Genomic DNA, 12,959 nt, shown 5'->3' with positions numbered 1-12,959 from the left:
GCGCGAAGGCGTTGTGATAACCGCGACTGCGTGCGTTAGCGACTGTTGCGGTAAAGATGCATGCGGCGCTCGAAATCACCAACGCGCTGGCGCAGGAAGCCCACCGTTTGCCGAGTCATGACGCTCTGATTTTCATCGCGCAGCTCGCCGTCAAGATTGCGTACGATGGCTCTTGCCGTTTCGTACATGGCTTCGAAGGCCTCGCCAATATGCTCGGCTGACGGCAGCGGCAGCAGGAACGAAACGCAGCGGGTCGAGAACTGCTCCATATCGAAGATGGGGAAGCGGCCCGGCTTCAGCGCATTGATGATCGAGAACTGCAGCGGGCTGTCAGGATCCTCTGTTTCGAAGCGGTGGAACATTTCGCCTTCCGACGCGTAGTTGAGACCGCAGGCGAGGAACAGCTTGGTCAGATCGAGCCCTTTGAAGCCAAGCTCGCTGCGGGACACCACGTTGATAATAATCAGTTCGTCGGCATCCCCCAGCACATCGCGCGGTACATCTCCGTCGACGCGATGGCGCAGGGCTTTTTCGATCACCGGATGCATCTTCTGCTCAGGCTCGGGCAGATCGCGCACCCAATTGCGCTCGGCAGCGGGACGCGGCGCAGGCTCGCGCTCTTCGTGGGCGTACGAACCACCCGCGGCTGGTGCTACGCGCTCAGGTTGATCGCTGTCGCGGCGACGACGGGAGCGTTCTCGGGGCGCTTCCTCTTCGAAGGTATCGACGGCCCCCAGGTAGGGCACACCGTGGCGCATCGCCGATTCACGCGGATCTGAAGAGCGGCCGCTGTCATGGCGCGACGGCGCGAACAGCGGATCATCGTCGGCGGCACTGTCCTCATGATCGACTTCGCGCTGCTGACTGTCATCGTGTCTCAGCTGATCGTGGCGCTGGCGCTCCTGCTCTTCGAACTCACGGCGCAAACGCTCGTTGCGCTCGGCCTCATGTTCGGCGCGCGCCTTGTGCTCATTGCGCTGCTGGCGCTCGTATTCGGCGCGACGCTGCTGCTCCAATTGCTCCTGCTCGCGACGCTGCTGTTCCTGCTCGCGGCGCTGCTGCTCACGTACGCGCTCTTCCTCTTCGCGCTGTTGACGCAGTGCTTCGGCTTCGCGCTCTTTCTCTTCGCGACGCTTGGCTTTCTCTTCGGCACGCCGCGCACGATCCTCAAGCCGCTTCACCCGCGCCTGCTCACGCTTGGCGGCACGCTTTTCGCGACGTTCGGCAGCTGCTTCCTGAAAACGGTGAACGCCATCCATGGGACGTTTGACCAGAATTTCCGACAATCCTTCGTAGCGCGGATCGTCGATTTCTTCTTCTTCACCGTGGAACATCTTGTAGCGGCGCTGATCGCGCTGCTCGTCTTCCTGATAATCTTCGTCGTCGAACTCGTCGTCATAGGCGCTTTCATCCAGCGCCTCGGCGGGCTGCGTTTCGTCCGTAGCGGCAGCGGGCTGGTCAAGCTCGGCGGCGGTCGGCTTGGCGGTTTCCTCAGCGGACTCGTTAGACGAAGAAGATACAGGCACGGGCTGATGCTCGGCAGCAGGGGTCGCGCCAGTATCAGCGTTGTTCACTGACAGTGCGGGTTCTGCCTGAGCGTTAGCGCTGGTGTGTTCGGCGTGCGCGGCTGCCTCTGCCGCTTTGGGATCAGCATCGGCGGAATCGGCGATGTGCGGTTGCGCGGCGGTGTCGGCAACGGGCGAAGATGCCTCGATATCGCTGTCTTTCAGCGAAGTGTCACTGCCAATATGCGGCTCGGTAAAGGGCTGCGGTTGGTCGGCGGCCTGACCACTTTCGGTGAAGGGAACGCGCGTTTTCAGGCCGCGTCGTTCGAACGAGCCGCCCTGTAGGTCGGGTGCTGCCACCCGCTCGGATTCGACCACGCGCGAAGAACCGCTGGGCAATTCCCAGGCGGTTTCGCGGGCCTGCTGCTCATCGCTTTCATTGTCGATAAGCTGCTCATCAATACTGCCGATCTGCTGCTGTTTACGATAGCGCCGCACACCGTCAATAACGATGACGACAACGAAAACAAGCCCCAGAACAATAAGCCACTCGCGTAATTCCATGGAGTCTCGACCTGTTCAACCGATCACATATCGACGTGATCTATAAAGAAATGCGCACCCGAACATAAAGAGGATCGCGACCAGACGCTCTGTTTGCTAGGAAAACCAACGCACAGAGATGCTTTTTGCAAGTTTTCCATAGAATCCAGCGGGATAACAGTAACGGTTGGTTATAGAGTAGAAAAAAGCGTCAAAATTACCAATGCCACACCCCTGCCGCCAACTCGCTCCACAAGGCCGCCAGCAGCAAGCAAACGCTCCCCAGATGAACCATTCCTTCACACCGCCATATGAACGTCCTTTTTCCTTTCCTCATACTGAAGGGAACCCGCCTGACGCTCTACTATCCTTAGGCATGAGTTTTTTGCTGCCGCAAGCAGCGACGCTTGGTGTATCGTGTCGTCCTCATTGCTCAGGTCGCAGCGATAGCACCTTGGCATCCACCTTCACACTGCGATTGTTCACGAGCCACACCACAGATGAGCAGCACTCAAACGCCCCACTACTCCGATGCGCGCTTGCCGCAAGCGTTACTGGCCGCGCTGCCGATCATGTTGGGCTATCTGCCCGTTGCGATTGCCTTCGGTGCCGCCGGTGTGGCGCACCAGCTCTCGGGCGCGGCGCTGGTCACGATGTCGGCGCTGGTGCTGGCGGGCGCCAGCCAGTTCGTGTTGATGACAACGCTGGCAAGCGGTGGTTCGTGGCTGTGGGTAGTGGGGCTGTGCGCGCTAATGGACTTCCGCCATCTGTTCTACGGGGCCATTCTTAGACAAAAGATTCCGTTTGAGCGACGCTGGCGATTTCTCTCGGCCTTCTTCCTGACCGATGAAGTCTTTGCGACTGCGCTCACCCGCAGCGGTTATATCCACCCTTCCCAGCGTGAACGCTGGATGCTGCAAATGGGCGTCGCCGCCTATCTGGTGTGGGTGTTAGGCACCGCGCTTGGGGCTATAGTGGGCAGTCAACTTAGCGATGCGTATCCGGCCGCGATGCAGGCGATGCTGTTCTCGCTGCCGGCGCTGTTTTTGCTGCTCAGCTATGAATGCGCCAATGCCGGCAATCTACCTTCCCTGTTGGCATCAGCGCTGGTCACTGCGCTATGTCTGATAGCGGGAGAGCAACATCTGGCGCTACCGCTGGGCGGGTTTAGCGGTGCGCTAGTGGCCTTTATCAGGCCCAGCAGCGCAGCGGCAATCGATACGCAGGAGCAGCACCATGAGCTTTAGCGATACCGCTCCCGCCATCCTGATGATGGCTGCGATCACGTACCTGTTTCGGCTGCTGCCGCTGCTTGTGCGCAAGCAAACCAACGAGCTCTTCGGCGAGCGCCTCAACAATGCGCTCTCGGCACTGGGACCATCGCTGCTGGTGGCGATAGCCGTCACGACGGTAGTACCGGACCTGATGGAGAAGGCACAGCAGTCGCCCAGCCAGTTGCTGCTGTACGTACTGGGACTGGCAGCGGTGCTGCTGATTCACAGGCTGATCAACAACGTCGGCGTGACTATCCTGCTGGCGATGCTGCTTTACGGCGGCTTGAACGCTTCCGGGCTGTTTTAGCGACGCTTAAGCGGAAGTCGAGTACGGGGGCTGCTCGTCTCGCCCAGCGACACAACTACCACCTCAACAGCGTCTCGTCATCACGCTTCGGCCAGCGCCGCCGCTGCTTCTACGTCCACCGATACCAGCCGCGATACCCCAGGCTCTTGCATGGTCACGCCCATCAGGCGATCGGACGCTTCCATCGCAATCTTGTTATGGGTGATATAGATAAACTGCACGTTGGCGGACATGTCCTTCACCAAGCGGGCGTAGCGGCCCACGTTGGCATCGTCGAGCGGTGCGTCAACTTCATCGAGCATACAGAAGGGGGCGGGATTGAGCTGGAAGATGGCGAATACCAGCGATAGCGCGGTCATGGTTTTCTCGCCGCCGGACAGCAGATGAATGGTGGAGTTTTTCTTACCGGGCGGACGCGCCATGATCGCCACGCCGGTTTCGAGCAGATCATCGCCGGTCAGCGTTAGCCATGCCGAGCCCCCGCCGAACACGCGCGGGAACAGATCGCCCAGCCCGGCGTTGACCTGCTCGAAGGTCTCCTTGAAACGGGTACGGGTTTCCTGATCGATCTTGCGAATCGCCCGCGTCAGCGTTTCCAGCGCTTCCTGAAGCTCATCATGCTGCGCCTCGAGATAATTGCGCCGTTCGGCCTGCTGATCGTACTCCTCGATGGCCGCGAGATTGATCGCGCCCAGCCGCTTGATGCGTTCGGCAGTCTCTTCAAGCGACGCTTGCCAGCTCGATTCGGTGGCATCGGGCGGCAGATGCTCGTTCAGTTGATCGATATCGTGGCCCAACTCGGCAAGATAGTCGTCCTGACTGGTGGCCTTGAGCACTAGCTCCTGCACCTGCAAACGCATTTCTTCGAGTCGTTCGCGCAGTTTCTCGAGATCGCTCTCGTGGCCCTGACGGCGCAGCTCGTAATCGCGCATCCGCTCGCCAATATCGCGCGACTGCTCACGCACCTTGCCCAGCGCCTCTTCTTCGCTGCTGCGCCGCGCTAGCAATTCGTCCAGTTCGGCACGCTGCTCTTCCAGCGGTTCAGTGAGATTTTCACGCTCTTCAAGCAGCGCTTCACGGCGCATTTGCAAGCGTTCGCGCTGACCGTCGCCGCGACCGCGCGAGCGCTGCATGCCTTCCAGTTCGGTATTGAGCCGCTGATATTCAAGCTGCAATTGATTGAGCTGCTCGCGAGCGGGCACCACCGCGGCACGCGCACTGGTCAAGGCCTCACCGCCGGAGCGCCGTGCCTGCTCGAGCTGCTTGCGGCGCTCGCCGCTTTCGACCATCGCTTGCTGCGCCTGCTCGACCGCCTCGCGCTGTTCTTCCAGCGCCAGGGCACGCTCCTCCTGCCGCTCGCGCAGCACCGCCAGCTCTTCTTCCAACTCGGCGGCACGCCCGCCCAGATGCTCAAGCCGCGAGGCAATATTGGCTTGCGCCAAGGCTACGCGCTCGCGCTCGCTGGCGTGCTGGCGCTGCTGCTCGGCAAGGTCATTCAGGCGTGCATCGCTGTTTTTTAGCTGGTCGCGCTGCTGAGCAATCGCCTGCTCAAGCTCCCCAAGCTGTTCGTCGAGGGCGGCCAATTCCAGCTCGACCTCGTCGCGGCGCTGACGTTGACCAATTACGCCGTCTTCGCGTGCGGCGCTGCCTAACTGGCGGCGCCAGCCATGCCCTTGCCATAGGCCGTCGGCGCTAATCACGCTGTGTCCGGCCGGAAGCTCGGCCAATTGTGCGCTGGCATTGAGCGACGACGTTGCCACATGAATGGTATCGAGCCATGGGCCTAGCGCGCCGGCACCGGCGATTTTGCCGGCCAGCGTATCGCCGCTGGCGCTGTAGTCGGCGGCATCGATAACGCCCAGCTCACCCGTAGCGGGCGCTTCGAAAGCAGCGATTGGCGTGTCTACCACACGTGCTTCGAGCCACGGCGATAGCACCCAGGAAGCAACGCTTTGCCACTCTTTGGCTACCTGCAAGCGCTCCGCCAGCTGCGGCGCATCGCTCAACCCCTGCGCCGCCAGATAATCGGTGAAGCTGTCGTCCTGATGCGCTAGCGCAGCATCAATTAGGGCGCTCAGTGAGGCATGTTCTCCGCGCAACTGGTGCTGGCGCTCAACCTGCTGTTCGCGCTCGGCGCTAAAGCGCTGTAGTGCTTCCTCGGCCTCGCTACGCTCGGCGCTCAGCAGTTCGCGCTGTTCATCGAGCGCAGCAAGGGTTTCTTCGAGCTCGGCTAGCTGTTCGGCGTGCGTCTCGCGCTGCTCTTCCAGCCCGGCCAGCTCAGGAAGCTCACTGCGCTGGGCCTGACGGCGCGCCAGCTCGGCGCTGATCGACTCCAGTTCGCGCTCCAGACTACGTACCTCGCCCTGCAAGCGCTCGGCATCGCGGGCGCGGGCGTTGTCCTGCGCGACCGCGTCGTCCCACGCCGCCTGACTGGACGTTTGGCTGGCTTCGACCTCTTCGAGCTGTGCCTGCACCAGTTCGAGCTGCTGCTCAGCCTGCTCGCGCTCGGGCCCAATTTCTTCAAGACGCTGCTCAAGCTCAGCCAGCCGCCCCTGATCCTGCTCTTCAAGCGTGGCGAGCTCTTGCACCTCACGGTCAACGCCTTCGAGATCGGCAGCGATTTGACGATGACGCGACTGGGCGTTGTCGATCCACTGCTCGATACGCGCAATCGCGGCGCTGGTTTCGGAAAACTGGCTTTGCTTGCTATCCAGATCAGCGGCTAACTGGTCATGATCAAGGCGCGCTTGTTCGAGCAGGCGCTCCGCTTCGCGCACGCCGTATACATTGCGCTCACGCTCGATCTCGATGTCGCGCACCTGAGCTTCGGCCTGCTGTTGACGACTGCGCAGCGCCCTTGAACGCATCAGCGCCAGCTCGCCCTTGAGACGATGCTCCTGCTCCTTCAGGCCCTGATAGCGTTTGGCAGCATCGGCCTGACGCTTCAGCCGCTCGAGCTGTTTGTCCAGCTCTTCGCGCAGATCGTTGAGGCGCTCGAGATTTTCCTCAGTACGGCGCATGCGATTTTCGGTTTCGCGGCGCCGCTCCTTGTATTTGGAGATACCGGCTGCCTCTTCGAGAGTGGCGCGCAGCTCTTCAGGGCGCGCCTCGACCAGACGCGAGATCATGCCTTGGCCGATAATCGCGTAGGAGCGCGGGCCAAGACCGGTGCCCAGAAACAGATCACTGATGTCGCGCCGGCGGCACTTTTCACCGTTGAAGAAATAGAGCGACTGGCCGTCGCGGGTCACCAAACGCTTGACCGATATCTCGGCATATTGCGCGTAGGCACCGCCCAGCTTGCGAGAAGGCTCTTCGGGATCGTTATCGAAGGTGAGTTCTATGGAGGCTTGCCCGACCGGCTTGCGTCCGGTCGAGCCGTTGAAGATGACGTCGGCCATCGACTCGCCGCGCAGCATCTTGGCGGAGGATTCGCCCATCACCCAACGTACCGCATCGATCACGTTGGATTTGCCGCAGCCATTGGGCCCGACGATGGCCGTCATGTTGCTTTCAAACGGCACCGTCACGGCGTCGACAAACGACTTGAATCCCACCAGTTTGATAGATTTAAGCCGCATGGACCTCGACTATACCCGCCTGCTAGGCAACCGCATGAGAATGAAGCTGCGCGTCATGATTAGCACCGCCCCGCCGCTGAACATGGCAACAGGGACGGCACCCAAGTGATGATAAAGCGCTCGCTGTTTACTTGGAACACATCGCGTAGATGTCTTCCTTAAAACACGACGGCAATGTCAACGACCCTCACCGCGCTTTGTATCAGCGCAGATTACCATTGGATGGGGAATCAGGCGAGCCGTTAGCCCCGGCCTGCGCCAAACGTTGACGCGCCAGTGCGATGCCCTGGCGCAGCGTCGTTTCATCGGCGTTGTTTGACTGACCGGCCAGCGCCAGGCGCCAGTGATCGATGGCCCCCTGATAGTTGCCCCGGGTGAAGTCGGTGAAGCCCAGCAAACTGTGCATGGTGGGCTGACGCGGATCGAGCCGTTTCACTTCATTCAAGGTAGCAGCAATATCGCTATTCATAACGCGCCCTGACGCGAAGAATTTCGCCTGTGCCAGCTCGGCCAACAGCGCGGGGTCATGCTCGGCATCGCGCAGCGTAATAACCTTCGACAGTGCACCAACGGCGTCCTGATAGCGTCCGCTATCACGATAGAGCGGATACAAAAGCGCCCACACATCAGCATTGCCCGGATGACGCTTAGCTTCGGCCTCGAACCGCTCAATGTAGTGAGCAGGGCTGGTATCGCCACTTTGCTCAATGCTTTGGCGCACGCCATAAAGCTCGACGTTGCTGCTGCTACCGGTGTTCAGATAAGCCACCACGGCCAGCACCACCGCTGCCACTATCGCCAGCGACCACCACAGCGATCCCTGATAAGGCCCCGCCAGCGCCTGTTTGTGCGCGGCAGTGCTGTCGCTCAAAAGACTACGCTCGAGATCAAGCCGGGCCTCGTCGAACTGCTGGGCAGAAAGCGTCTGGTCGTCGCGCTGCTGCTCAAGCTCAGCCAGCCGCGTGTAAAATATTCGCACGTTGGCAGCAGTGGTGTTGTCTTCTTGCTCGAAACGCTGCTGCGCCTGCGCGAACTGCGGTGCCAACCGCCACGCCCACAGCGCAAACAGCGCGAATACCGCTGCCAGCACCGCCATTCCTATCCATAGCGCTAGCATCAGCGCGCCTCCCTGTCACTGCTGGGCTGCTGGTCGCCGTGGCGCGACAGCAGGGCTGCCAAACGCGCACGCTCGGCATCGTCCAAATCACTTACCTGTAGCCGCCGCCGGCGTCTGATCAATAACGTCAGCACCACACCGCCAACCACAACTGCTGCCGCAGGGAGTCCCCACAACAGCCAGGTACGGCGCTCGACACGCGGCTTGTAAAGCACGTATTCGCCGAAGCGCTGCACCAGATGGTGGCGAATGTCGTCATCGCTCTGCCCCGCCTTCAGCCACTCGGCAATACGCTGGCGGATATCAGCGGCGATGGGCGCGCCCGAACTGGCCAGCGTTTCGTTTTCGCACTTGGGACAGCGCAGCTCCTCAGTCAGCGCGCTGTAACGCTGCGCCAGCGCGGAATCGTGAAATTCCGGCGGGCCATTGTCGGCCAGGCTAACGCCGGCCAGCGCGCACAGCAGCAGCGCCGCGCTGAGCAACAGCAGGCGCTTAAGCATCGCATCACGCATCACTGCTGCAACCTCTTGAGCGTTGGCATAATGATCTTGTCGACATCCTGTGCCGTGATGTAGCCGGTGTGGTGATAACGAATCACGCCGTTGGCATCGACGATAAAGGATTCAGGCGCGCCATAAACGCCCAGATCGAAGCCCAGCGAGCCATCGGGGTCGAAGATATTGAGCGCAAACGGATTGCCGAAATCGCTCATGAAGGTTTCGGCGGCACTGCGCTGATCCTTGTAATCGACACCGACGATGCGCACGCCACGCTGGGCGAGCTCAAGCAGTTGCGGCATTTCCTGCTTGCAGGTAGGGCACCAGGCCCCCCACACGTTCACCAGGGTTGTCTTCCCTTTGAGCACCTGCGGGGTTACCTGTTTGTCTTCATTGTCGACGGTGGCCAGCGAAAAGTCGGGGAACGGCGTGCTTAACAGCGCCGACTCGCGCTCGCTGGGATTGTTGCCCAGCCCATGCCACAGCAGCACCGCCAGCCCTACGAAGATAACCAGCGGAACGAACAATATCGGTTTGGCCTTCATGCCTGCGTCTCCTTGGCTGCACGGCCGACACGGCGGCGCTTGTGGCGATAGCGTTTGTCGCTGGCCGCCAGTAGGCCGCTGACGACCATCATCAGTGCTCCCGCCCAGATCCAGCGCACGAACGGCTTGACCTGAATACGCAGCGCCCAGGCTTCGCCATCCAGAGGTTCGCCCAGCGCAACGTACAGATCGCGGAACGGATTGAACGACAGCGCCGTTTCGGTCAGCGGCTGGCGCGTTACCACATAGAGCCGTTTTTCAGGATACATGGTGCGCAGACGGCGCTGGTGGTGGGTCACGCTAACGGTGCCACGCGTGGCTGCGTAATTCGGGCCCTTCAGGTCAGCGAGCGACTCAAGGGTAAACTGATAGCCGCCTACCTCGACACTGGTGCCCGGTGCCATGCGCACGTTTTTCTCGACGCTGTAATGCGATACCAGCACGATGCCAACAATAGTTACCGCCAGCCCCAGATGCCCGATCACCATCGCATAGTGGCTGCGCGGCAGCTTGCGCAAGCCTGCCAGCCCGGCGCGCTGCAGCTGGTGAATGAAGTCACGCAACAGCGGCAGAGTAATCCACAGCGCCATCAACAGCCCGATGGTGACACCCAGACTCCATTCGCCGTCGTAGACCAGCGGCGCGGCTATCGCAATGATGAGCGCTGCCAGCGCGCCCCAGCCGCTGCGTTTGAGCAGCACCTTGAACGGCGTATTCTTCCACTGCGAGACTGGCCCGACGCCCATAAAGATCGCCAGCAGCGCCGACAGCGGCACAAAGATCATATTGAAGTATGGCGGCCCCACTGAAATCTGGCCGAGGTCCAGCGCATTCAGCAGCAGTGGATAGAGCGTACCGATCAGCACCGTCAGCAGCATCACCAATAGCACGATATTATTGATCAGCAGCATCGCTTCGCGGGACATCCACGAGAATGCGCCGCCGCTGCTAACGCGCGGTGCACGCAGCGCATACAGCAGCAGCGACAGCCCCACGGTGATGCCTAGCAGCACCAGAATGTAGTTACCACGAGAAGGATCATTGGCAAACGCATGCACCGAGCTCAGCACCCCGGAGCGCACCAGGAAGGTGCCCATCAATGACAGCGAGAAGGCGGTTATGGCCAGCAGTACTGTCCAGCTTTTGAACGCACCGCGTTTCTCGGTAACCGCCAGTGAGTGAATCAACGCGGTGCCCGCCAGCCATGGCATGAGTGAAGCATTCTCGACCGGGTCCCAGAACCACCAGCCGCCCCAGCCTAGTTCGTAGTAGGCCCACCAGCTGCCAAGCGCAATGCCCCAACTCAGGAAGGCCCACGCCACTACGGTCCAGGGACGCGCCCAGCGCGACCAGACGGCATCGAGGCGACCACCCAGCAGCGCCGCAATCGCAAACGCAAACGCCACCGAAAAGCCGACATAGCCCATGTACAGAATCGGCGGGTGAACGATCAGCCCGGGGTCTTGCAGCAATGGATTGAGATCAACGCCGTTTTCAGGCGAATTCGGCAGCAACCGAGCAAAGGGATTGGAGGTGATAATCACGAAGCTGAGGAAGCCGACTGCAATCAGCCCCATAACGCCCAGCACGCGGGCCAGAAAGTCGCGCGGCAAGCGTTTTGAGCACAGCGTTACCGCCACGCCCCAGCCCGCCAACAGCAGCGACCACAGCAGCATCGATCCTTCATGTCCGCCCCATACCGCGCACAGCTTGTAGTACCACGGCAGTAGCGAGTTGGAGTTTTCAGCGACATAGCCAACGCTGAACAGATCGTTGGCGAAGCTTAGGCTGAGCATCACATAAGCCACTGCTACCATCACGAACTGAACCAGCGCCATCGGCTGCGCCACCGCCATCCACAGCGGCTTACGCCACCACGCGCCCAACAGCGGGAACAGCGCCTGCACGCAGCTGGCAACGAAGGCAAGAATCAGGGCGAAGTAGCCAAGTTCCGGTAACCACTCAAGGAACATTCAATCATCCACTCTCGAGCTAGGGCTCGGTCGCATACGCTATGTGCTGCGCAGACCGGGCCGGGTGAGTCAGTCGGTTGTTGTGTGCTTATCATTATGATGGTCAAGACGCTGCTCCAACCCACTTACTGTCGCAGCGCTTTGGATCGCCTGCGGGGATATCCCGGCGTCGAGCTGGAAACGATACTGATGCGGCATATCACCGCCCTTCTCGAGCGCTTTAACAACCTCGGGCGGGGTGTACTTCTCGTCATGCTTGGCGAGCACTTGGGTGGCATCCAACTCGTGACGATCGCTTAGTTTACCGACCACTACCACGCCCTGCCCTTCACGAAACAGATCGGGCAGTATGCCGTCGTAATGAACGGTCAGATTATCGGCGAAATCGGTCACCACGAAGCTCACCGACACGCCGTTGGGATCCCGCTTGACGCTATCAAACCGCACCACCCCACCGGCACGCAGCGATTGCCCCATGGGAGCCGAACCGCTGGCAATTTCGCGCGGGGTATAGAACAGATTGATATTGGAGCGCAGTGCGTAAAGAATCAGCCCAATCGCTATCCCGGCCAATACCAGCAAGCCGCAGATGAGCACCAGACGCTGGCGACGTTTTGCATTCATGAGGTTGACCTGCTGTTGGACGACGCCTGGGCGGCTGAGGGAGTATCTTCCTGGGCCTGCGCCTGACGGCGCCGTTCCTGACGGCGTATATCAGCGAGCACCGCACGCCGTTCGTAGCGTCCATACAGCGCGGCAAACACCAACACTCCCAGCACCACCGCGAACGCCGGCCATACGAAGCGCGCGTAGCCATTCATGGCAAGGAAGTCAGACAGCGAAGCGAAGTAAGGCGTCATGATGCGGCCCCCTTACCCAAGGCAATATCCCTCACCCAGCGCGACCGTGATTCACGCTTCAACAGCTGACTGCGGGTGCGCGTTAGGGTGTAGGCGGCGAAAAACAGATAGAACCCCAGCATGCTAAACAGCAGCGGCAGCCACATGGAGGCTGGCATTGCGGGGGCTTTATCGATGCTGAAGGTGGCCGGTTGGTGCAGCGTATTCCACCACACCACCGAGTATTTGATGATCGGCAGGTTAACCACACCCACCAGGGTCATGATGGCGGCCGCGCGCGCGCCGCTGTCGCGACTGGTAAAACTGGCACGAAGCCCGATAACGCCGAGATAGATAAACAGCTGAATCAGCATTGAGGTAAGGCGCGCATCCCACACCCACCAGGTGCCCCAGGTCGGAATTCCCCACACTGAGCCAGAAAAGAGTGCGGCGAAGGTCATGGCGGCACCGAACGGTGCCATCACCATCGCGGCGATATCGGCAATCTTGATCTTCCATACCAGAAAAATAATGGCTGACACGGCCATTATCGCGAAGCATGACTGCGCCAGAATGGCCGCCGGTACATGCACGTAAAGAATACGCGCAGAGTCGTGCTGATAGCGGTCGGGAGGCGCAATCGCCAGCCCCCATACAACACCCACTATCAGCAGTAGCAGCGCGGCGCTCCACAGCCACGGCAGCCAAGGTCCGGTGGTGGTATAAAACCACTTGGGCGAGCCCCATTTATGAATAAATCGCCACATGCCTTCGCCAA

Annotated in this window: 11 protein-coding genes; 2 read left to right on the top strand and 9 right to left on the bottom strand. The window is 60.6% G+C overall.

The features are described 5' to 3' along the window. Nucleotides 1-35: 35 nt before the first annotated feature. Nucleotides 36-2,069: a cell division protein ZipA C-terminal FtsZ-binding domain-containing protein gene (locus R84865_RS10605; RefSeq protein ID WP_435639642.1), complete on the bottom strand. Its 2,034-nt coding sequence runs from the start codon at nucleotides 2,067-2,069 to the stop codon at nucleotides 36-38. A gap of 479 nt (nucleotides 2,070-2,548) precedes the next feature. On the opposite strand from R84865_RS10605, the gene R84865_RS10600 reads away from it, so the two are divergent. Then, nucleotides 2,549-3,295: an AzlC family ABC transporter permease gene (locus R84865_RS10600; RefSeq protein ID WP_435639641.1), complete on the top strand. Its 747-nt coding sequence runs from the start codon at nucleotides 2,549-2,551 to the stop codon at nucleotides 3,293-3,295. Then, a complete protein-coding gene (locus R84865_RS10595) occupies nucleotides 3,285-3,629 on the top strand; it encodes an AzlD domain-containing protein (RefSeq protein WP_435637610.1) in 345 nt (114 codons plus the stop codon). Before R84865_RS10600 ends, R84865_RS10595 begins: the two co-directional genes overlap by 11 nt. Nucleotides 3,630-3,709: 80 nt before the next feature. On the opposite strand, the gene smc is transcribed toward R84865_RS10595, so the two are convergent. From smc to R84865_RS10555, 8 genes are all read right to left on the bottom strand, one after another. Further along, complete coding sequence (smc, locus tag R84865_RS10590; protein ID WP_435639640.1) at nucleotides 3,710-7,210, bottom strand: chromosome segregation protein SMC; 3,501 nt, start codon at nucleotides 7,208-7,210, stop codon at nucleotides 3,710-3,712. 202 nt (nucleotides 7,211-7,412) lie between these two features. Beyond that, a complete protein-coding gene (gene ccmI / locus R84865_RS10585) occupies nucleotides 7,413-8,327 on the bottom strand; it encodes a c-type cytochrome biogenesis protein CcmI (protein WP_435631395.1) in 915 nt (304 codons plus the stop codon). Continuing rightward, a complete protein-coding gene (locus R84865_RS10580; RefSeq protein WP_435639639.1) occupies nucleotides 8,327-8,839 on the bottom strand; it encodes a cytochrome c-type biogenesis protein in 513 nt (170 codons plus the stop codon). The genes ccmI and R84865_RS10580 overlap by 1 nt, the downstream gene beginning before the upstream one ends. Next, nucleotides 8,839-9,369, bottom strand: a complete 531-nt coding sequence (locus R84865_RS10575) for a DsbE family thiol:disulfide interchange protein (protein WP_435639638.1) — start codon at nucleotides 9,367-9,369, stop codon at nucleotides 8,839-8,841. Before R84865_RS10575 ends, R84865_RS10580 begins: the two co-directional genes overlap by 1 nt. Beyond that, nucleotides 9,366-11,342 carry a heme lyase CcmF/NrfE family subunit gene (locus tag R84865_RS10570; RefSeq protein WP_435639637.1) on the bottom strand — a complete coding sequence of 659 codons (1,977 nt, stop codon included), beginning with the start codon at nucleotides 11,340-11,342 and terminating at the stop codon, nucleotides 9,366-9,368. Before R84865_RS10570 ends, R84865_RS10575 begins: the two co-directional genes overlap by 4 nt. A gap of 69 nt (nucleotides 11,343-11,411) precedes the next feature. Continuing rightward, a complete protein-coding gene (gene ccmE / locus R84865_RS10565; protein ID WP_435631392.1) occupies nucleotides 11,412-11,966 on the bottom strand; it encodes a cytochrome c maturation protein CcmE in 555 nt (184 codons plus the stop codon). Continuing rightward, nucleotides 11,963-12,202 carry a heme exporter protein CcmD gene (gene ccmD, locus R84865_RS10560; protein WP_435631391.1) on the bottom strand — a complete coding sequence of 80 codons (240 nt, stop codon included), beginning with the start codon at nucleotides 12,200-12,202 and terminating at the stop codon, nucleotides 11,963-11,965. The genes ccmE and ccmD overlap by 4 nt, the downstream gene beginning before the upstream one ends. Beyond that, a complete protein-coding gene (locus R84865_RS10555; RefSeq protein ID WP_435631390.1) occupies nucleotides 12,199-12,948 on the bottom strand; it encodes a heme ABC transporter permease in 750 nt (249 codons plus the stop codon). Before R84865_RS10555 ends, ccmD begins: the two co-directional genes overlap by 4 nt. Between the last annotated feature and the right edge of the window lie 11 nt (nucleotides 12,949-12,959).

This window comes from Carnimonas bestiolae (assembly GCF_051251145.1).
GTDB lineage: Bacteria > Pseudomonadota > Gammaproteobacteria > Pseudomonadales > Halomonadaceae > Carnimonas > Carnimonas bestiolae.
The sequence above is the reverse complement of the archived record's forward strand: the minus strand, read 5'-3'. Positions and strand labels throughout refer to the sequence as shown.

Coding starts and splice junctions, on each gene's coding strand:
- ccmE (WP_435631392.1), bottom strand. CDS start 11,966: ATGAATGCAAAACGTCGCCAGCGTCTGGTGCTCATCTGCGGCTTGCTG.
- ccmI (WP_435631395.1), bottom strand. CDS start 8,327: ATGCTAGCGCTATGGATAGGAATGGCGGTGCTGGCAGCGGTATTCGCG.
- R84865_RS10600 (WP_435639641.1), top strand. CDS start 2,549: ATGAGCAGCACTCAAACGCCCCACTACTCCGATGCGCGCTTGCCGCAA.
- smc (WP_435639640.1), bottom strand. CDS start 7,210: ATGCGGCTTAAATCTATCAAACTGGTGGGATTCAAGTCGTTTGTCGAC.
- R84865_RS10595 (WP_435637610.1), top strand. CDS start 3,285: ATGAGCTTTAGCGATACCGCTCCCGCCATCCTGATGATGGCTGCGATC.
- ccmD (WP_435631391.1), bottom strand. CDS start 12,202: ATGACGCCTTACTTCGCTTCGCTGTCTGACTTCCTTGCCATGAATGGC.
- R84865_RS10555 (WP_435631390.1), bottom strand. CDS start 12,948: ATGTGGCGATTTATTCATAAATGGGGCTCGCCCAAGTGGTTTTATACC.
- R84865_RS10580 (WP_435639639.1), bottom strand. CDS start 8,839: ATGCGTGATGCGATGCTTAAGCGCCTGCTGTTGCTCAGCGCGGCGCTG.
- R84865_RS10570 (WP_435639637.1), bottom strand. CDS start 11,342: ATGTTCCTTGAGTGGTTACCGGAACTTGGCTACTTCGCCCTGATTCTT.
- R84865_RS10575 (WP_435639638.1), bottom strand. CDS start 9,369: ATGAAGGCCAAACCGATATTGTTCGTTCCGCTGGTTATCTTCGTAGGG.
- R84865_RS10605 (WP_435639642.1), bottom strand. CDS start 2,069: ATGGAATTACGCGAGTGGCTTATTGTTCTGGGGCTTGTTTTCGTTGTC.